This window comes from Pseudomonas silesiensis (assembly GCF_001661075.1).
Classification (GTDB): domain Bacteria; phylum Pseudomonadota; class Gammaproteobacteria; order Pseudomonadales; family Pseudomonadaceae; genus Aquipseudomonas; species Aquipseudomonas silesiensis.
Map to the genome: position 1 here is coordinate 2,662,685 of NZ_CP014870.1, position 19,327 is coordinate 2,682,011.

The window sequence follows — 19,327 nt, forward strand, 5'->3', positions numbered from 1 at the left end:
CTGATGGTTCTTGTCAGGGAAGCCTGGAAAGAGTACAAATGTACTCCATGACGACTCTCACTCCCCGCCGTACCGCCATCCTGACCTTTATCCGCGAGCGAATCGCCGAGCACGGCCAGTCCCCGAGCCTCGCTGAAATCAGCGAGGCGTTCGGCTTCGCCTCCCGCAGCGTGGCGCGCAAGCATGTGCTGGCGCTGACCGAAGCCGGTTTCATCGAGGTCAATGCGCATCAGGCCCGGGGCATTCGTTTGCCCGGACAACCGGCCCGGCCCGAGCTGCTGGACATTGCGGTGCTCGGTCGGGTGGCGGCGGGTGCGCCGATCGGTGCCGATGCCGAGGTGCACAGCCGCTTGCTGCTCGACCCGTCGATGTTCTCCCGGGTGCCGGACTACATGCTGCGGGTCCGGGGCGACTCGATGATCGAGGACGGCATTCTCGACGGTGACCTGGTGGGTGTGCATCGCAATCCGGAGGCCGTCAACGGCCAGATCGTCGTGGCCCGGCTGGACGGGGAAGTCACCATCAAGCGTTTCGAGCGGGTCGGCGATGCCGTGCGCCTGTTGCCGCGCAACCCGGCGTATCAGCCGATCATCGTTCGCGCGGACCAGGACCTGGCCATCGAAGGGGTGTTCTGCGGTCTGGTGAGGCAAGGGTGATGGGCGCCGTCGTTGCGTTGGATACGCTGTTCAATGGCGGCCAGGTCTGGCGCGGGCGACCTGCGCCACCGGCCGCCAGCCCGCAACCCACCGGGCATGCCGCGCTGGATGCGGCGTTGCCCACGGGCGGCTGGCCGGAAGCGGCGTTGACGGAGATCCTGCTGGCCGGGCAGGGCGTCGGCGAGTTGCGACTGGTGTGGCCAGCGCTGGCGCGGTTGTCGGCGGCGGGTGAACGCATCGTGCTGGTGGCGCCGCCCTACGTGCCGTATCCCCAGGCGTGGCAGAACGCCGGGGTCGATCTGCGCCAGTTGTCGATCATCCAGGCCAGCGAGCGCGATGCCCTGTGGGCGGCGGAACAATGTTTGCGTTCGGGCAGTTGCGGCGCGGTGTTGTGCTGGCCGCACAAGGCCGATGACCGCACCTTGCGCCGCTTGCAGGTGGCGGCGGAAACCGGCTCGACCCTGGCATTCGCCTACCGCTCGATCCATGAAGCCATCAACCCTTCGCCCGCGGCCCTGCGCATCGCCATCGACGCCAGGCCCGCGCAGTTGCGTGTGCTCAAGTGCCGGGGCGGGTTGGCGCGTTCGGCACCGATTGCCTTCCCGGTGGGGCATTGAGGTTGCCATGCGCTGGGTGTGCATTCTCTTCCCGCAATTGGCGCTGGACGCGGTCCTGCGTCAGCGCGCCGATCCCGACGAGCCGCTGGCGCTGCTGACCGGCCCGGCCCAGCGTCGGGTGTTGCAGGCGGTCAACGCTTCGGCGCGGGCACTGGGCTTGCGTCCGGGGCAGTCGATGACGGCTGCGCAGGCCCTGAGCAAGGGCTTCGTCACGGCGGAATATGACGCTGCCGAGATCGAGCACTGGCAGCAGTTTCTCGCCGCCTGGGCCTATCGGTTCAGCTCCCAGGTCAGCGTGCATTACCCGCGGGCGGTGGTGTTTGAAATCGAATCCAGCCTGGGCCTGTTCGGACCCTGGCCGCACTTCGAAGCACGCTTGCGGACCGAACTCGGCGAGCTGGGGTTTCGCCACCGCATCGTTGCCGCGCCCAACCCGGTGGCGGCGCGGGTATTGGCCAATGCCTATGACGGTCTGGTGGTGCCCGACGATCAAGCCTTGCAGTATCACCTGGGGCAGTTGCCCATTGACCGCATCGGGTTGGAGGCGGGTGTCGCCACGGCGTTATCGCGCATGGGGTTGCGCACCCTGAGCCAGGTGCAGGCGTTGCCCCGGCAGAGTCTGGCCCGGCGTTTCGAGGCCCAGGTGCTCAAGCACCTGGATGCCTTGCTGGGTACCCGTCGGCTGGCGCTGGCGTTCTACTTGCCGCCGGACCGCTTCGATGTGCGCATCGAGCTCAATTTCGATGTGCAGTCCCATCAGGCGCTGCTGTTTCCGTTACGCCGCCTGACCGGCGATCTTGCTGCTTTCCTGTGTGGCCGGGACAGCGGCGTGCAGCGCTTTGACCTGCACCTGGAGCACGCCGGGTTGCCGGACAGCGTGATCAAGGTCGGCCTGCTCAGCGCCGAGCGCGATCCGGCCATGCTCTTCGAACTGGCCCGGGGCCGGCTGGAACAGGTCCAGGTCGAGGCCCCGGTGCGCGGTTTTCGCTTGCGCGCCGAAGACTTGCCGGCCTTCGTTCCCCAGTACCAGGAACTGTTCGACGACCGCCCGCAGCAGTCCTTGCCCTGGGAGCAACTGCGCGAACGCCTGCGCGCCCGGCTCGGGGATGACGCGGTGCAAGGCTTGCGATTCCAGGCCGATCACCGGCCGGAGTGCGCGTGGCAGGCCAGTGTCGACAGCCAGCCCTGTGCGGCGTTGTCGGACGTGCAGCGCCCGGGCTGGTTGCTGACCGACCCCATGGCAGTCCACGAAAGCTCGACGCGCATCCTCATGGGGCCGGAACGCATCGAGTCCGGTTGGTGGGACGGCGCCGACGTGCGCCGGGATTACTACCTGATCGAAACCCGTTCCGGCCAGCAGGGCTGGGCCTGGCGGGCGGTGGGTGAGGACGGCCCGTTGTGGCTGCAGGGCTGGTTCGCATGACCATCGAATATGCAGAGCTGCACTGCCTGTCGAACTTCAGTTTCCAGCGCGGAGCCTCCAGTGCCCTTGAGCTCTTTCAGCGGGCGAAAAAGCAGGGCTATCAAGCCCTGGCAATCACCGACGAGTGCACCCTGTCAGGCATTGTCCGCGCCTGGCAAGCAGCCAGATCCGTGGAACTGCCGCTGATCATCGGCAACGAAATCCGCATTGAGAACGGTCCGAAACTGGTTCTGCTGGTCGAAAACCTCGAGGGCTACCAGACCCTGTGCCGACTGATTACCCGAGCCCGACGCCGCACGCAAAAAGGCCAGTATCGGGTGCTGCGGGAAGACTTCAGCGAACCGCTGCCGGGACTGCTGGTGTTGTGGGTGCCGGACGCGGTCGATGACGTTGAGCCCGGTCGCTGGCTGAAACAGACCTTCGCCGAACGGCTGTGGCTGGCGGTCCAGTTGCATCGCGGTCAGGACGATAGCCGCCGGCTGAACCGGCTGCTGACGCTGGCAAGTGAGCTGGGCATCCCGGCTGTGGCCAGCGGCGATGTACATATGCACGCGCGCGGGCGGCGCGCCTTGCAGGACACCATGACCGCGATCCGCCATCACCTGCCGGTGGCCGAGGCCGGCTTGCGCCTGCACCCCAATGGCGAGCGCCATTTGCGCAGCCTCGAGGCCTTGGGCGATCTGTATCCGCAAGCATTGCTCGACGAAACGCTGAACATCGCCCGGCGCTGCACGTTCGACCTCGGCCAGTTGCGTTATCAGTACCCTCGGGAGCTGGTGCCCGAGGGGCACACGGCCACCTCCTGGCTGCGGGTGCTGACGGAACAGGGCATCGCGTGGCGCTGGCCACAAGGCCAGGCCAAGGTGCTGCTGCAGATCGACAAGGAACTGCAGCTGATCGCCGAGCTGGGTTACGAAAGCTATTTCCTCACGGTTCACGACATTGTGCGTTTCGCCCGCGAGCAGAAGATTCTTTGCCAGGGCCGTGGGTCGGCCGCCAACTCGGCGGTGTGCTTTGCCCTGGGGATCACCGAAATCGATCCGGATCGCACCACGCTGTTGTTTGAACGCTTTCTCTCCAGGGAGCGCAACGAACCACCGGACATCGACGTCGATTTCGAACACGAGCGGCGTGAAGAAGTCCTGCAGTACGTGTTCCGGCGCTATGGCCGAGCCCGCGCGGCGCTGACCGCGGTGGTCAGCACCTATCACTCGGCCGGCGCGGTGCGCGACGTGGCCAAGGCCTTGGGGTTGCCGCCGGACCAGGTCAATGCCCTGGCCGATTGCTACGGTCACTGGAGCGATGACACACCTCCCGTGGAGCGCCTGCGCGAAGGCGGTTTCGACCCCGACAGCCCGGTGTTGCGCCGGGTGCTGAGCCTGACCGGGCAGTTGATCGGCTTTCCCCGGCACCTGTCCCAGCACCCCGGCGGCTTCGTGATTTCCGAGCAGCCCCTGGACAGCCTGGTGCCGGTGGAAAACGCCGCCATGGCCGATCGCACCATCATCCAGTGGGACAAGGACGACCTGGACGCGGTCGGGCTGCTCAAAGTCGACATTCTGGCCCTCGGCATGCTCAGCGCGATTCGCCGCTGCTTTGATCTTTTGCGTCGGCACCGCCACCTTGACCTGAGCCTGGCGACGATCCCGGCCGAGGATTCGCAGACCTACGACATGATCGGCCATGCGGACACCGTCGGCGTGTTCCAGATCGAGTCCCGGGCGCAGATGTCGATGCTGCCGAGGCTCAAGCCCCGGACCTTCTATGACCTGGTGATCGAGGTAGCGATCGTGCGGCCGGGGCCGATTCAGGGCGGCATGGTTCACCCTTATCTGCGGCGGCGAAACAAGGAAGAGCCCGAGACCTATCCCTCCCCGGAACTGGAAGCCGTGCTCAAACGCACCCTGGGCGTGCCACTGTTCCAGGAACAGGTAATGCAGATCGCTATCGTCGCCGCCGACTACAGCCCCGGCGAAGCCGATCAATTGCGCCGTTCCATGGCCGCCTGGAAGCGCCACGGCGGACTGGAGCCGCACAAGGATCGCCTGGCCGCCGGGATGAAGAAAAATGGCTATACGCCCGAGTTCGCGGCACTGATCTTCGAACAGATCAAAGGCTTTGGCAGCTACGGTTTCCCCGAGTCCCATGCCGCCAGTTTTGCCTTGCTGACCTACGCCAGTTGCTGGTTGAAATGCCACGAACCGGCGGCCTTCGCCTGTGCGCTGATCAACAGTTGGCCCATGGGTTTCTACAGCCCGGATCAGATTCTGCAGGACGCGCGCCGGCACCACTTGCAGATCCGCCCGGTGGACGTGCGGGCCAGCGACTGGGATTGCAGCCTGGAACCGATCACCGGTGCGCAGCCGGCGATTCGCATGGGATTGCGGATGATCAAGGGGTTTCGCGAGGAAGATGCCCGGCGTATCGAAGCGGCACGGTCAAAGGGGGTGTTCATCGATATCGCCGACCTTGGCGAACGGGCGCGACTCGATGCCCGTGCCCAGGAACAACTGGCCGATGCCGGGGCGCTGCGCGGGCTGGCCGGCGACCGGCATCGGGCGCGCTGGGAGGTGGCGGGGGTGCAGAAACAGCTCGGTTTGTTTGCCGGGCTGCCGCGCCAGGAGGAAGAGGCGGTGTCGTTGCCCAAACCCACCGTGGGCGAGGACCTGCTGGCCGATTACAGCAGTGTCGGCACCACCCTCGGGCCGCATCCGCTGGCGTTGCTGCGGGGTGAATTGAAAGCCCGGCGTTGTCGCAGTTCGAAAGAGCTCATGGATGTCGAGCACGGCCGACCGGTCAGCGTCGCCGGACTGGTAACCGGCCGACAACGCCCGGGCACCGCCAGTGGCGTGACCTTCGTCACCCTGGAAGACGAGTTCGGCAACGTCAATGTGGTGGTCTGGCGCGACCTGGCCGACCGGCAGCGACAGGTGCTGGTCGGCTCGCAGTTGCTCAAGGTCGACGGGCGCTGGGAAAAGGAAGGCGAGGTGCGCCACCTGATTGCCGGACGCTTGAGCGACCTGAGCCCGTTGCTCGACGGCATCAGCGTGCGCAGCCGGGATTTCCGTTGATCCCGCACATCCCCTGTAGGAGCGAGCTTGCTCGCGAAGGACTCAAGAGCGCCGCGTTTATCCTGCAACCCCGCGTTATCGTTAACGACCATCGTCGGAACGCCGCCCGGAGCAAGCTCGCTCCTACAAGGTACGTCCGAAGCTTCTTATCTGCCCTCAGGCCAGAACCGCTGCCCACCTCCCGGCGCATCCGTCCATGCCTGCAACGACCGGGTAGGCAAATCGAAATAATCCCGGGTGCGTGCATACCCATGCCCACCCATCCGGCCAATCGCATCGAGCCCCAACTGGTCGATGTACAAGGTTTTCGGATCGATCAATTCATCCCGCACATGGGCCATCAGCACTTCGCCAAAGATGATCTCCCGCGACTGCCCGATGGACAGCGCCATCATCCTGCGGCATTCCAGCGCCACGGGTGCTTCGCCGATCCTCGGGCATTTGACCGTGGTGCCCGGGATAGCGGTAAGGCCCGCGGCCGTCAGTTCGTCGAAACCCGGGGCGAAGGGCACGGCGCAGACGTTCATGGCTTCCACCAGGGCATCGCTGACGATGTTCACGGTGAATTCCTGATTGAGCTGGATGTTGCGGGTGGTGTCCTTGGGGCTCTGGTCGCCGTAGTTTTCCACGCCCAGCGCGAGGATCGGCGGGTCGGCGGAGAGGGCATTGAAGAAACTGAACGGCGCGGCGTTGATCCGGCCTTCGCCGTCGATGGTGGTGACCAGGGCAATCGGCCGTGGCACCACGCTGCCGATCAGGATCTTGTATTTGTCCCGCGCACTCAATGTGCTGAAGTCGAAGCTTTGCATGGGCAGCAATCTCTAGGGAAGTGGATCGATGGTGCTCAACGGCACCTGTGCGCTGTAGTCGTCGGCAAACGGGATGGCCGGCTGGAACAGGCTTTTCCAGTCCGGTTGGGCAAAAGCCCTTTCACTGTGGCTGCGCATCAGTTTTTCGAATTGGCGTTGCGCCTGGCGTTGCAGCGCGGGGTAGTCGACCCCTTGCACCTGGCCGTCCTGCATGACGCAGCGGCCGTCGATGTAGCTGGCGATGCAGTCGTCACCGCGCCCCGCGAGCACCAGGTTTTTCAGCGGATCGAACAGCGGTCCCAGGTGCAGGCCGCGCAGGCTGAACACCGTGATATCGGCCTTGGCGCCCGGTGCCAGCCGCCCGAGATCGTCGCGGCCCAAGGCCTTGGCACCGCCGAGGGTCGCGGCGTTGTACAGGTCCAGCGTGCCGGTCAGCGAGTTGCCGCCCTCCATCAGGCGGGCGATGTTCAGGCCCTGGCGTATGTTCTCCAGCAGGTCCGCCGGCCAGGTGTCGGTGCCCAGCGCGAAATTGATACCCTTGGCCCGATAGCGCCCGAAGGAATTCAGCGCCTCGCCATCCCGGGCAAACACCACAGGGCAATGCACCAGGCTCGCGCCGCCATCCACCACCCGCTGCAGGTCGTCGTCGCCCTGGGTGTAGAGGCCGTGGGGCAGCAGGCTGCGCGGGGTCAACAGATCCAGTTGCTGCAGCCAAGCCAGAGGCGAGACGCCGCGCAGTTGCTCGACCATCGCCACCTCGCCGAGCCCCTGGCAGCAATGCAGGCGCATCGGTGCATTGAGTTCCCGGCTCAGCGCGGCAGTGCGTTGCAGCAGCGCCGGGGTGCAGGTCTGGATGCGATCCGGCAGCAGCGCGCCGCGAATCAGGCCTCCCTGTGCGCCGTCGAAGTCATAAAAGAACCGTGCGGCGGCCTCAAGTCCGGCCATCCCCCGAGCCTCGTCCCAGTGATGCCCGAGACTGCCATCGGCGCGCCAGTAACCCATGCCGCTCATATAGCAGGGACCGAGGTATGTGCGCAGCCCGAGTTCACCGGCGATACCGGCCACCGCGGCAAATTCGTCGTAGGTCTCGGCCCACTCGCGGTAATACATCGAGGTAATCGGCATGGCGGTAGTGATGCCGTTGCGGATCAGCTGCGTGAAGGCGTAGCGGTATTTGAAAACCTCTTCATCCGCCGTGTAGCTCTCCCGCGGACCGGCCGCCAGGTAGTCCTCGGACCACATCCGGCCCATGGCCCGCTCATCGCCGTTGTCGAGTGTCAGCACCGTGGAGTCCAGGTCCCCGAGCGCATCGAGATCGATGAAGCCGGGCCCGATCAAGGCATTGCCGTAATCAATCCACTGATCCACCGGCCCCGGATAATCACGCCCGACAAACAGGATGCGCGAGCCTTCAAACACCACTTCGCCGTCGCGCCACAGTACATGTCGCTGGCCATCGAAGCCGACGACACAGCTCGCTTTCAGGCCGATGCGCTTCACAGGCGACTGTCCAATAAAGCCCCATTGGCGGCGATCAGCCTGCCTGCCCGATACACCTGGCGCACCGGTCGCGAGACCACGGCCTCGCCCAAGGTCTGCACCGGCATCAGCAGGAAGTCCGCCGCCTGGCCGATCTCCAGCCCATAACCCTTGCAGCCCAACGCCCGAGCGCCATTGACCGTGGCCGCTTCGAATGCCGCCGCCAGTTCCTCGTCCTTGTTCAAGTCGAAACGAAACGCCAGCAGCATCGCCCGTTCCAGCATGTCGCCGTTGCCCATGGGCGACCAGGCGTCGCGAATGCCGTCCGAACCCAGGCAGACATTGACCCCTGCTTCGCGCAGGGCGAGGAAGGGTGGCACCGCGCAGTCGGCGGGGGCCGAACTCATCAGCGAAATGTCCAGCACCGCCAGCCGCTCCGCCAAGGGTTTGACCTGACCCCAGGGCAACATCCCCAGGCAATACGCATGGCTGATCATCACCCGACCCTGACGCGCGAAACGCTCGGTGTAGTCGGCGATCAGCGCGATCTGCCACAGGCCCAGTTCGCCTTTGTCATGCAGGTGAATGTCCACACCGCGATCGAACTCGCTGGCCAGCTTGAAGACGAAATCGAGTTGGGCGATCGGGTCGTTGTCGATGCCGCAGGGGTCGAGGCCACCGACGTTCTCCACGCCCAGGGCCATGGCTTCACGCATCAGTTCGGCGGTGCCCGGGCGGGAGATCAGGCCGGTTTGCGGGAACACCACCAGTTGCAGGTCGATCAGGTCGCGGTAGTTGTCGCGCAGTTGCTGCATGGCTTCGACATGGCGCAGGCCGAAGTCGGGGTCGATATCGACGTGGCAGCGCAGGGTCAGCGAACCGCGGGCAATGCAGTTTTCCAGCAGGGCGCCGGCTCGTTGGGCGATGGGGGCGTCGATTTCCCGCAGTACACGGCGTTCGTTGGCGATGTAGTCCTTGAGGGTCGGGCCGGCGCTGTTCGGGCGCCAGGGTTGGCCCCAGAGGGTTTTGTCGAGGTGGACGTGGCTTTCCACCAGGGCGGGGGTGAGGAGCTGGTGTTGGCCGTCGATGTCGGTGGCGGTCAGCGGTGCATTGGTGGCCGGGCGCCGGGCTTTGAACTGGCCGTTTTCCAGAAGCAGGTCTTCGGCGGGGGCGCCGTAGGGGTGCACGTTGCGTAGCCAGCGGGGTTGGGTCATTTCATACCTCAGTTTTATGTTGTTCAGGCGGGCCTCATCGCGGGCAAGCCCGCTCACACAGGGATCTGGGTTGGCACTCCATTTTTGTTCCAACACAAAACCCTGTGGGAGCGGGCTTGCCCGCGATGGCCGCGACTCAGTTTCAAGCCAGGCCGTTAACCCACCCACCGGGTTTTGAGTTGGCACACCATTTTTGTTTCAACACAAAATCCTGTGGGAGCCGGGCTTGCCCGCGATGGACGCGCCACGGTCTCGAGCCAGGCACTTAACCCTTGAGCTTCGCCCAAATCCGGTCCTGCAGCTCCCGCGCCTTGTTGCTGCACTCTTTCTCCGGGCGCAGGCGCGAGGCGAATTCATCCGGCATGTTGATGGCGTCCATCACCCGCCATTTGGCGTCGATCAAGGTGTCGCTCTGGATGCCGTTGGCGTAGGCGATGGCATTGGACACGGCGGCGGCGTTTTCCGGTTTCATCATCCAGTCGATGAAGACCTTGGCGTTGCCAGGGTGCGGTGCGCTTTTGGGCACGGCGAAGTTATCCTGGAACATCGCCAGGCCTTCACGGGGATACACGTACTTGATCGTGCTCTTCTGCAACGTGGCCCGGGCCGTGGAGCCGTTCCAGTTCTGCATCATGATCACTTCACCGGAGGCCATGCGGTCGACGGTGTTGTCGGAGCTGTACATCTTCAGGAAGGGTTTCTGTTTTTGCAGCAGCTCCAGGATGCGCTTGGCGTCCTGCGGGTTTTCGCTGCATTCATCGACGTTCAGGTAATGGCTGGCGGCGTTGATCACACTGCTCGAGGTGTCGAGGGCGGCTAGTTGGCCTTGCAGTTCCTTGCGCGGTTCGAAGAACTCTTTCCACGAGTCGTCCAGCTTGCCACCGGGCACCCGCGCGCTGTCATAGGAAAACCCGGTGGTGCCCCACAGGTACGGCGCCGAGTACTTGCGGCCGGGGTCGAAGCTCGGGTTGCGGAACGGTGGTTTGACGTACTGGAAATTGGGCAGGCTCGAGGCGTCGAACGCCAGCAGCAAGTCCTGCTTGATCAGGGTTTGCATGATCGACTGCGACGGCACGATCACGTCATACGCCGCGCCGCCGGCCTGCAACTTGGCCAGCAGGGTTTCGTTGCTGTCGTAGCCATCCATGGTGACCTTGATCCCGGTCTCCTTTTCGAACTTGGCCAGCAATTCGACCGGGTAGTAGTCGGTCCAGTTGTAGAAGAACAATTGCTTGGGCTCGGCGGCCTGTGCGTTGAACGCGGTAAAGCAACTCAGGGCAAGACCGGCGACAGCGAAACGCATGCTTTTTGTTTTCATCGGCTTTCTTTTCATGACTGCAGGCTCCAGGCTTATTGTTGTTTGCCGCGCTGTCCCAGCCAGAAGGCCAGCACCACCAGCACGATGGAAATCACCAGCATCAGGGTCGAGATCGCGTTGATCTCCGGGGTCACACCGGCCTTGATCGCCGAGAAGATGTACACCGGCAAGGTCGTGGAACCCGGGCCGGCGACGAAGAAGGTCATGATGAAATCATCGAGACTGACCACGAACGCCAGCACCGAACCCGACAGCACCGCCGGCCACAGCAGCGGCAAGGTCACCCGGCGAAACACCTGCCACGGATTGGCGTACAGATCGTTCGCGGCCTCCAGCAGACTCTTGTCCAGGTCGTTCAGTCGTGCGCGAATCGGCAGGTAGGCGAAGGGAATGCAGAAGCCGATGTGCGCGACGATCACCGTCAGCAAACCCAGCTTGATCCCCAGCGCCATGAACAGCAGCAGGGTCGCCACGGCGGTGACGATCTCCGGCAGGATCAGGGGCAGGTTGATGCCGCCCTCGACCATTTTCTGTCCGTAGAACGGCCGGTAGGTGGCCAACGCCGCCAGCAAGGCAATGGTCGTGGCGCAGACCGTGGCGATGCTGGCGACGATGATCGAGTTCAGCGCTGCGGTCTGGATCGACGGGTTTGCCAGAATCCGCCCGTACCAGGCGAACGAGAACTCGGTCCACACCGTCGCCGAGCGGTTGGCGTTGAAGCTATAGGCAATCAACACCAGGATCGGCAGGTACAGATAGGCCAGGATCAGCAGGCTGACTTCCCGGGTCAGGGGCAGTTTTTTCAAGTGCAGGGCGATCATGCGGTGGCTCCCCGGCGAAGTGTTTTGGCGGCGCTGCGGCTATAGAGGGCGTACAACACCAGCGACAGCAGCAGAATCCCCAGCAGCAGGAACGACAGCGAACTGCCCAGCGGCCAGTTGCGCGCGGTGCCGAACTGCTGCTGGATCAGGTTGCCGATCATCAGGGTCTTGCCGCCGCCGAGAATCGCCGGGGTGATGAAGGCGCCAAGACTCGGCACGAACACCAGCAGCGCGCCAGCAATTACCCCGGGCATCGACAGCGGCAGGATGATCCGCTTCAGTGCATGCCAGCGATTGGCGCCCAGGTCGTAGGCGGCTTCCACCAGGCGCCAGTCGAGTTTTTCCAGGGTCGAGTAGATCGGCAAAATCATGAACGGCAAAAAGCTGTAGACCAGCCCGACGCTGACCGCGAAGTCGTTGTAGAGCAGGGTGATGCCACCGGCTTGAGGGAACAGCGCATTGAGACTCTGGGCGACCCAGCCATGCTCGCGCAGGATGATCAGCCAGGCGTAGTTGCGGATCAGCAGGTTGGTCCAGAACGGGATGGTGATCAGCAACACCATGAGGTTGCGCCGACGCGGGGTCAGGCTCGACATCCACAGGGCCACCGGGAAGCCGAACAGGAAGCACAACACCGTGGTGCCGCCGGCCTGGAACACCGAGCGCAACAGCGCCTGGGCATACACCCAGTTCAGCTCCAGTTCACCGTCGAAACCTTCCTGGAAAAACAGTTGCACGTAGCTGTGCAATTGCCAGTCGGCCTGCCAGTCGACACCGCCATAGACGTTGCGCGGCAGCAGGCTGATGTAGCCCATGATGCCCAGCGGAATGGCAATCAGGGCCAGCAGGGTCAAAACCACCGGGCTGAGCAACAGCGCGCGGTTGAGGGCGGGAGAAGTGCTGCTGACGCTCATCTCAGGCCTCCATCAACAGGCAGGCGTGGGGCGGCAGGTTGACCGCGACGCGATCGCCGACCACCCGGCCGCGGTTGAGGCCTTCGTTGTTCTCGCGCAGCATGACCTTGATGTCGTTGTTCAGGCGGCACTGATACAGGGTGGCGGTGCCGACGTACAGCACCGCCTCGATCACGCCGCGCAGGTGGTGCGGTTGCGCCACGTCGACCAGTTGTGAACGTTCCGGACGAAACGCCAGTTGCACCTTGGTCCCGTCGAAACCCGGGGCCGGGCAGGGGATTTCCACTGGCATGCCGCTGGGCACGAACAGGTTTTCATCGTGCTGGCCGCGCTTGATATGGCCAGGCAGGAAATTGATGTCGCCGATGAACTGAGCGACGAACCGATGCTGCGGGCGTTCGTAGATTTCATTGGGCGTACCGATCTGCAGGATCTTGCCGGCGGACATCACGGCAATGCGATCGGACAGGGTCAGGGCTTCTTCCTGATCGTGGGTGACGAAAATGAAGGTGATCCCGGCTTCCTTTTGCACGCGCTTGAGTTCGACCTGCATTTCCTTGCGCAGCTTGAGGTCGAGGGCCGACAGCGGTTCGTCGAGCAGCAACACCCTGGGTTTTGGCGCCAAAGCCCGGGCCAGCGCCACACGTTGCTGTTGACCACCGGACAACTCGGCCGGTTTGCGCTTGGCCAGGTGTTGCATTTGCACCAGCGCCAGCATCTCGTCGACACGTTGCGCAATCTGCTCGCGATCAAGACCCTGCATCTCGAGGCCGAAGGCGATATTCTGCGCGACACTCATGTGCGGAAACAGCGCGTAGCTCTGGAACACCGTGTTGACCCGACGCTTGAATGGCGGCAGGTCGTTGACCGGCTCGCCGGCGAGACGGATCTCCCCCGCGCTGACATGCTCGAAGCCGGCGATAGTGCGCAGCAGGGTAGTCTTGCCACAGCCGGAAGGACCGAGCAGGGTGAAGAACTCGTTGTCGGCGATGTCCACCGACACGTTGTCGAGGGCTGGAGCCAGCCCGGGATCGTCGGAATACCGTTTGGAGACGTTACGCACTTCAATTGCTACTGGATGACCCATAATGGTGCATTCCTCTAATTATTGTATGCAATATCTGGATGCAATCTACAAATAACCGGATTAATCTGCTCGTGCAACCCCCTTTTTCAATGGCTGCTCTTCGCCAGGGGCCGGTTGTTTCATGCAAAGGGAGTGTTCTGATGACAGAGAAAAAACTGGAGACCACGGTCGACCGCGTCTACCAAGGGGTTTACGAGGCGATCAGCAAGCGTTCGTTGCGTCCGGGGATGAAGCTGGGCGAGGCGTCGCTGGCCGAACTTTTCAATGTCAGCCGGACGTCGGTTCGTGCCGCGCTCAAGCAACTGGAAGCCGATGGACTGGTGACCACCGAACCCAACAAGGGGGCGTCGGTGTCATTGCCCAGTGACGAGGAAATCCGTTCGTTGTTCGAAACCCGGCGCCTGATCGAGATCGGCATCGTCAGCGAGCTGTGCCGTCGACGCGACACCGCAGTGACCCGGGACCTGCGCGATCATTTGTTGCTCGAGGACCAGGCGCACCAGAGCGGCGACCATGAACGGCTGATTCATCTGCTCGGCGAGTTCCACATCAAGCTCGCGCAAAGCCTGAACAACCCGGTGTTGCTGGACTGGTTCCGCAAACTGATTTCCCGTGCCTCGCTCTACGCCGCCGCACTGGATGACGACAGCCACCAGGCCTGCCGCGACGATGAACACCTGCGCCTGATCGAATACATAGAAGCCGGCAACCAGAGCGCGGCCATCGAGCTGACCTGCATGCATTTGAACGGCATCGAGAAGGCGATTCTCGACGTCGCCGCCACCTTGAAAACCGGCTACCACCCGCTCAAGCATTTGATCGAGGTCCTGTAGGAGCGAGCTTGCTCCGGCGGCGTTCCGACGATGGGCGTCAACGATGACGAGTCCTGCCTGTATAAACGCGGTGCCCTTACGTCCATCGCGAACGAGCTCGCTCCTACAGGGGTGAGTCAGTGAGTCGTGGGTGTACCAGGACGGGATGAATCAGTGTTACTTCAGTGAACCATTGGCCTCCCCAGTGCTCGAAGCAAACAGGTGCCATTCAGGGACAAAAGAGTCAGCCGATGCAGTTTCTAGACGATAGCCACGGATGTGCCGGCTGGAGCGGTGAAATGGCCGGGCGCATTCGTGCGTTCGACTGGAGCCTGACCGAGCTTGGGAAAATGGACGCCTGGCCCGCAAGCCTGTGCAGTGCGGTGCAGTTGATGCTCGCTTCACCGCTGCCGATGGTGATGCTCTGGGGCCGTCCCGGCTACATGATCTATAACGATGCGTACTCGAAATTCGCCGGTGGCCGCCATCCTTACCTGTTGGGTTCCCCGGTGGAGCTGGGCTGGCCGGAAGTGGCCGAGTTCAACCGACACGTGGTCGACACCTGCCTGGCGGGCGGCACGCTGTCCTACCGTAATAAAGAGCTGGTGCTGCTGCGGGACGGGATTCCCGAAGACGTCTGGCTGGACCTGTATTACAGCCCGGTGGCCAATGATGACGGCAAACCGGCCGGGGTCATGGCGATGGTGGTCGAGACCACGGATCACGTGATTTCCGAACGTCGCCGCCGGGCCGCCGAAGACGCCTATCGCGCCGATAATGAACGGGTGCGCCTGGCGCTCAATGCCGGCGCCTTGCTCGGCTCGTTCGTCTGGGACATCAAGGGCAATGTGCTGTCTGGTGACGAACGCTTTGCCCGCACCTTTTCCTACCCGGCCGAACAGGATCTGGCCGACCTGCCAACGGACATCGCCCAGGCACGGATCCATCCGGACGACCGCAGTTGGGTTCAGGAACAGGTCAACCGATCGGTGGAAACCGGCGAACCCTTCAACGCCGAATACCGGGTCCTGCGTGCCGATGGCAATTATCTGTGGGCGCAGGCGAGCGGTTGCTGCGAGTTCAACGAACAGGGCGAACCGTTCCGCTTCCCGGGGGTGTTGATCGACATCCACGAACGCAAGACGGCCGAGGAGTCGTTGCTCAGGTTCACCCGCAACCTGGAGCAGCGTGTCGCCGATGAAGTGGAAGCACGGCTGACGGCTGAAGAGCAACTGCGCCAATCACAGAAACTCGAAGCCATCGGCGGCCTCACCGGCGGCGTGGCCCATGACTTCAACAACCTGTTGCAGGTGATCGCCGGCAACCTGCATCTGCTGGCGCGGCATGAACCGGACAACGCCAATGTGCAGCGCCGGGTCAGCGCCTCGATTGCCGCGGTCGAGCGCGGCGCCAAGCTGTCCTCGCAACTGCTGGCGTTCGCCCGCCGTCAGCCCTTGTCGCCGGCAGTCTGCGACCCCCGACAAATTTTCGACGGCCTGGCTGAGCTGTTGCAGCGGGCCCTGGGGGAAACCATCCAGATCAGTGTGGCGGCACCTGCAGATGCCTGGCATCTGCATGTGGATCGCAATCAACTGGAAAACGCCATCCTCAACCTGGCGATCAATGCCCGTGACGCCATGCAGGGCGAAGGCACGATCGAGTTCAGTGCGAGCAATGTTGCACTCGATGCGCGGTTCTGTGCGGGCAAGGGCATTGTGCCCGGCGATTTCGTCTGCGTTGCGGTGGCGGACAGCGGCGTCGGCATGTCCCCCGACGTGCTCGGGCACGCGTTCGAACCGTTTTTCACCACCAAGGCCGATGGCCAGGGCACGGGGCTGGGCCTGAGCATGGTGTTCGGGTTCGTCAAGCAAAGCGGCGGGCATATCGAGATGTCCAGTGTCCCGGGACAGGGCACCCGGGTGCAGCTGTATTTCCCCCGCAGCCTGCGTCCGCTGCCCAGTGAATCGCCCCCGCATGATCCGCAACAGCCAGGCGGCAACGAAACCGTGCTGGTGGTCGAGGATAACGAGGCGGTGCGCAGCGCGGCGGTCGAGTTGCTGCGCGAAGAAGGCTATCAAGTCTTGACCGCCGGGAACGGCGACATGGCCATGCAGATGTTGCTGGAAGGCGTGGCGGTGGACCTGATTTTCACCGATGTGGTCATGCCGGGCCTGATCAAGAGTTCGGACCTGGCCGCCTGGGCCAAGGTGCAGACGCCGCCGGTGCCGATCCTGTTCACCTCCGGCCACACCCGTGACATTATTTCGCGCAATCACCAGCTCAGCCCCGATACGCATCTGCTGAGCAAACCTTATGGTCCCGAGGCGCTCACCCAAATGGTCCGCGCGGTGCTCAATGGCTGAACAAAGGCTGCCCCATGACTGACAAGCGCACCTCCAACCCTCCCTCCGGCATGGTCAGGGTGCGCGGCGCCCGGGAACACAACCTCAAGAACGTCGATGTCGATATTCCCCGGGATGCCCTGGTGGTATTCACCGGGGTCTCCGGATCGGGCAAGTCTTCGCTGGCGTTCTCGACCCTCTACGCCGAAGCGCAACGCCGCTATTTCGAATCCGTGGCGCCTTATGCGCGGCGCCTGATCGATCAGGTCGGGGTGCCGGACGTCGACTCGATCGACGGCTTGCCGCCCGCCGTGGCGTTGCAGCAACAGCGGGGCACGCCGAGCACGCGGTCGTCGGTGGGCAGCGTGACCACGTTGTCGAGCCTGATCCGCATGCTGTATTCCCGGGCCGGCAGCTATCCGCCGGGACAGCCGATGCTGTACGCCGAAGACTTCTCGCCCAACACGCCGCAGGGGGCGTGCGCCGAATGTCATGGACTGGGCCGGGTCTATGAAGTCACCGAAGCCTTGATGGTCCCGGACCCGAGCCTGACCATCCGCCAGCGCGCCGTCGCCTCCTGGCCCATGGCCTGGCAGGGGCAGAACCTGCGGGACATCCTGGTGACCCTGGGCTACGACGTCGATATACCCTGGCGCGATCTGCCGAAAAAACAGCGCGACTGGATTCTGTTCACCGAAGAAACACCGACCGTGCCGGTGTATGCCGGGCTGACTCCGGCAGAAACGAAAGTTGCGCTCAAACGCAAAATGGAACCCAGTTACCAGGGCACGTTTACCGGCGCCCGGCGCTACATCCTGCACACCTTTACCCATTCCCAGAGTGCACTGATGAAGAAGCGCGTTTCACGCTACATGCTCGGCAGTCCTTGCCCGGTGTGTGACGGCAAACGGCTCAAGCAAGAAGCGTTGTCGGTGACCTTCGCCGGTTACGACATCGGCGAGCTGTCGCAGATGCCGTTGCTGCAAGTGGCTGAAGTCTTGAAGCCGGTGGCGGCTCACAGTTACCTCGAACTGGCCGATGAAGCGGGCGAGGTGTTGACGCATCTGCAGACCCGCGAAGCCCGTGAGCAGCGAGTGGCCCATGGCGCCAGCGGTCACGCCAACGCGCCGGACGTGCGCCACACGCCCAACCTGTCGGTGGAAAAACGCCTGGCCGCGCAACGGATCGCCCAGGACTTGCTGGAGCGGGTCAGCACCTTGACCGACCTGGGCCTCGGTTACCTCGCCCTGGAACGCAGCACGCCGACCTTGTCCTCCGGCGAGTTGCAGCGTCTGCGCCTGGCGACGCAATTGGGTTCGCAGTTGTTCGGCGTGATCTACGTGCTGGACGAGCCGTCGGCCGGTCTGCACCCGGCGGATGGCGAGGCACTGTTCGAATCCCTGCAACGGCTTAAGGCCGCCGGCAATACCTTGTTCGTGGTCGAGCATGACCTGGAAACCATGCGCCGTGCCGACTGGCTGATCGACGTTGGCCCGGAAGCGGGCGAGCATGGCGGCCGGATCCTCTACAGCGGACCGCCGCCAGGGTTGGCCGACGTCACTCACTCCCAGACTCGCGCCTACCTGTTCGCCGAGCAGGTCGCCCAGCCCCGGGTTGGCCGCCAGGCGACCGACTGGCTGCGGCTGGAAGGCATCACCCGCAATAACCTGAACAACCTCGGCGTCGAGTTTCCGCTGGGCTGTTTCACGGCGGTGACCGGTGTATCGGGGTCCGGCAAATCGAGCCTGGTCAGTCAGGCGCTGCTGGAACTGGTGGGCGCACATCTGGGGCGCGCCGCCAGTGACAGCGAGGCTGAAGAGTTGAGCCTGGAGGACGATGCGCCACAGGTCAGCGGCGGCCAGGTCACCAGTGGCCTGGCGTCGATCAAGCGTCTGGTGCAGGTCGATCAGAAACCCATCGGCCGCACACCCCGTTCGAACCTGGCGACCTACACCGGGCTGTTCGACAACGTGCGCAAGCTCTACGCCGCCACGCCCCAAGCCCGGGACAACGGCTATGACGCCGGCCAGTTTTCTTTCAACGTGGCCAAGGGACGGTGTGCGACCTGCGAAGGCGAAGGCTTTGTCAGCGTCGAATTGCTGTTCATGCCCAGCGTCTACGCCCCGTGCCCGACCTGCCACGGTGCGCGCTACAACCCCGAGACCCTGTCGATCACTTGGCAGGGTTTGAATATCGCCCAAGTGTTGCAGTTGACGGTGGACGAAGCGGTCGAGGTGTTCGCCGGGCAGCCGGGGATCCGCCGCTCGCTGGAGGTCCTGCGCGATATCGGCCTGGGCTATCTGCGTCTCGGCCAGCCGGCGACCGAATTGTCGGGTGGCGAGGCCCAGCGGATCAAACTGGCCACCGAACTGCAACGCAACCAGCGTGGGGCGACCTTGTATGTACTCGATGAGCCGACTACCGGCTTGCATCCACGGGATGTCGATCGCTTGCTCGAACAGTTGAATACGCTGGTGGCGGCGGGGCATACGGTGATCGTCGTCGAACATGAAATGCGCGTGGTGGCGCAGAGCGACTGGGTGATCGATATCGGCCCGGGGGCGGGGGATCAGGGCGGGAAGATCGTGGTGGCGGGGACGCCGCAGAAAGTGGCTAAAAGCAGGAAGAGCAAAACGGCACCGTTTCTGGCCAGGACCCTTGGTATGGCTTGAATGGGGGGTGTTTCTGCTGACGCCATCGCGAGCAAGCTCGCTCCCACAGGGATCTGAGTCGTACACAAATGATGTGAGCAACTGGTCCACTG

General features: G+C 63.6%; 14 protein-coding genes. 7 read left to right on the forward strand and 7 right to left on the reverse strand.

Going from position 1 to position 19,327, the window contains the following annotated elements:
- Positions 1-38 precede the first annotated feature (38 nt).
- The 4 genes from lexA to PMA3_RS12070 are packed head-to-tail and all read left to right on the forward strand — an operon-like array spanning position 39 to position 5,767.
- Entirely contained in the window at positions 39-656 is a 618-nt protein-coding gene (gene lexA / locus PMA3_RS12055; RefSeq protein WP_064677362.1) for a transcriptional repressor LexA, read from the forward strand.
- Positions 656-1,273, forward strand: coding sequence for a translesion DNA synthesis-associated protein ImuA (gene imuA / locus PMA3_RS12060; RefSeq protein WP_064677363.1), 618 nt, complete (start codon positions 656-658; stop codon positions 1,271-1,273). The genes lexA and imuA overlap by 1 nt, the downstream gene beginning before the upstream one ends.
- A gap of 7 nt (positions 1,274-1,280) precedes the next feature.
- The gene (locus PMA3_RS12065) at positions 1,281-2,696 is read left to right on the forward strand and encodes a Y-family DNA polymerase (RefSeq protein ID WP_064677364.1); all 1,416 of its coding nucleotides are present in this window, start codon (positions 1,281-1,283) and stop codon (positions 2,694-2,696) included.
- Positions 2,672-5,767 (forward strand): error-prone DNA polymerase, encoded by a 3,096-nt coding sequence (locus PMA3_RS12070; protein WP_162493645.1) that lies wholly within the window; start codon positions 2,672-2,674, stop codon positions 5,765-5,767. The genes PMA3_RS12065 and PMA3_RS12070 overlap by 25 nt, the downstream gene beginning before the upstream one ends.
- 146 nt (positions 5,768-5,913) lie before the next feature.
- Here PMA3_RS12070 and PMA3_RS12075 read toward each other — a convergent pair whose 3' ends face one another.
- From PMA3_RS12075 to PMA3_RS12105, 7 genes are all read right to left on the reverse strand, one after another.
- On the reverse strand, positions 5,914-6,576 hold the full coding sequence (locus tag PMA3_RS12075; RefSeq protein ID WP_064677366.1) for a flavin reductase family protein: 663 nt from the start codon (positions 6,574-6,576) through the stop codon (positions 5,914-5,916).
- Positions 6,577-6,588: 12 nt separating this feature from the next.
- A complete protein-coding gene (locus PMA3_RS12080; protein WP_064677367.1) occupies positions 6,589-8,076 on the reverse strand; it encodes an amidohydrolase family protein in 1,488 nt (495 codons plus the stop codon).
- Positions 8,073-9,269 (reverse strand): amidohydrolase family protein, encoded by a 1,197-nt coding sequence (locus tag PMA3_RS12085; RefSeq protein WP_064677368.1) that lies wholly within the window; start codon positions 9,267-9,269, stop codon positions 8,073-8,075. Before PMA3_RS12085 ends, PMA3_RS12080 begins: the two co-directional genes overlap by 4 nt.
- 265 nt (positions 9,270-9,534) lie before the next feature.
- Positions 9,535-10,587 (reverse strand): extracellular solute-binding protein, encoded by a 1,053-nt coding sequence (locus PMA3_RS12090; protein ID WP_064680682.1) that lies wholly within the window; start codon positions 10,585-10,587, stop codon positions 9,535-9,537.
- 32 nt (positions 10,588-10,619) lie between these two features.
- Positions 10,620-11,408: an ABC transporter permease gene (locus PMA3_RS12095; protein ID WP_064677369.1), complete on the reverse strand. Its 789-nt coding sequence runs from the start codon at positions 11,406-11,408 to the stop codon at positions 10,620-10,622.
- Positions 11,405-12,322: an ABC transporter permease gene (locus PMA3_RS12100; RefSeq protein ID WP_064677370.1), complete on the reverse strand. Its 918-nt coding sequence runs from the start codon at positions 12,320-12,322 to the stop codon at positions 11,405-11,407. Before PMA3_RS12100 ends, PMA3_RS12095 begins: the two co-directional genes overlap by 4 nt.
- Position 12,323: 1 nt before the next feature.
- Positions 12,324-13,409, reverse strand: coding sequence for an ABC transporter ATP-binding protein (locus PMA3_RS12105; RefSeq protein WP_064677371.1), 1,086 nt, complete (start codon positions 13,407-13,409; stop codon positions 12,324-12,326).
- Between the two features lie 140 nt (positions 13,410-13,549).
- Here PMA3_RS12105 and PMA3_RS12110 point away from each other — a divergent pair, with 140 nt between their 5' ends.
- The 3 genes from PMA3_RS12110 (at position 13,550) to PMA3_RS12120 (ending at position 19,235) form a co-directional block, all read left to right on the forward strand.
- Complete coding sequence (locus PMA3_RS12110) at positions 13,550-14,242, forward strand: GntR family transcriptional regulator (protein ID WP_064677372.1); 693 nt, start codon at positions 13,550-13,552, stop codon at positions 14,240-14,242.
- A 230-nt stretch (positions 14,243-14,472) separates the two neighbouring features.
- Complete coding sequence (locus PMA3_RS12115; protein WP_064677373.1) at positions 14,473-16,584, forward strand: hybrid sensor histidine kinase/response regulator; 2,112 nt, start codon at positions 14,473-14,475, stop codon at positions 16,582-16,584.
- A 14-nt stretch (positions 16,585-16,598) separates the two neighbouring features.
- Complete coding sequence (locus PMA3_RS12120) at positions 16,599-19,235, forward strand: excinuclease ABC subunit UvrA (RefSeq protein ID WP_064677374.1); 2,637 nt, start codon at positions 16,599-16,601, stop codon at positions 19,233-19,235.
- The last annotated feature ends 92 nt before the right edge of the window (positions 19,236-19,327 follow it).

Excerpts from the sequence above, each read along its gene's own strand:
- PMA3_RS12065 (WP_064677364.1), top strand. The coding sequence starts at position 1,281 with ATGCGCTGGGTGTGCATTCTCTTCCCGCAATTGGCGCTGGACGCGGTC.
- imuA (WP_064677363.1), top strand. The coding sequence starts at position 656 with ATGGGCGCCGTCGTTGCGTTGGATACGCTGTTCAATGGCGGCCAGGTC.
- PMA3_RS12095 (WP_064677369.1), bottom strand. The coding sequence starts at position 11,408 with ATGATCGCCCTGCACTTGAAAAAACTGCCCCTGACCCGGGAAGTCAGC.
- PMA3_RS12075 (WP_064677366.1), bottom strand. The coding sequence starts at position 6,576 with ATGCAAAGCTTCGACTTCAGCACATTGAGTGCGCGGGACAAATACAAG.
- PMA3_RS12115 (WP_064677373.1), top strand. The coding sequence starts at position 14,473 with ATGCAGTTTCTAGACGATAGCCACGGATGTGCCGGCTGGAGCGGTGAA.
- lexA (WP_064677362.1), top strand. The coding sequence starts at position 39 with ATGTACTCCATGACGACTCTCACTCCCCGCCGTACCGCCATCCTGACC.
- PMA3_RS12110 (WP_064677372.1), top strand. The coding sequence starts at position 13,550 with ATGACAGAGAAAAAACTGGAGACCACGGTCGACCGCGTCTACCAAGGG.
- PMA3_RS12090 (WP_064680682.1), bottom strand. The coding sequence starts at position 10,587 with ATGAAAACAAAAAGCATGCGTTTCGCTGTCGCCGGTCTTGCCCTGAGT.
- PMA3_RS12120 (WP_064677374.1), top strand. The coding sequence starts at position 16,599 with ATGACTGACAAGCGCACCTCCAACCCTCCCTCCGGCATGGTCAGGGTG.
- PMA3_RS12105 (WP_064677371.1), bottom strand. The coding sequence starts at position 13,409 with ATGGGTCATCCAGTAGCAATTGAAGTGCGTAACGTCTCCAAACGGTAT.
- PMA3_RS12100 (WP_064677370.1), bottom strand. The coding sequence starts at position 12,322 with ATGAGCGTCAGCAGCACTTCTCCCGCCCTCAACCGCGCGCTGTTGCTC.
- PMA3_RS12085 (WP_064677368.1), bottom strand. The coding sequence starts at position 9,269 with ATGACCCAACCCCGCTGGCTACGCAACGTGCACCCCTACGGCGCCCCC.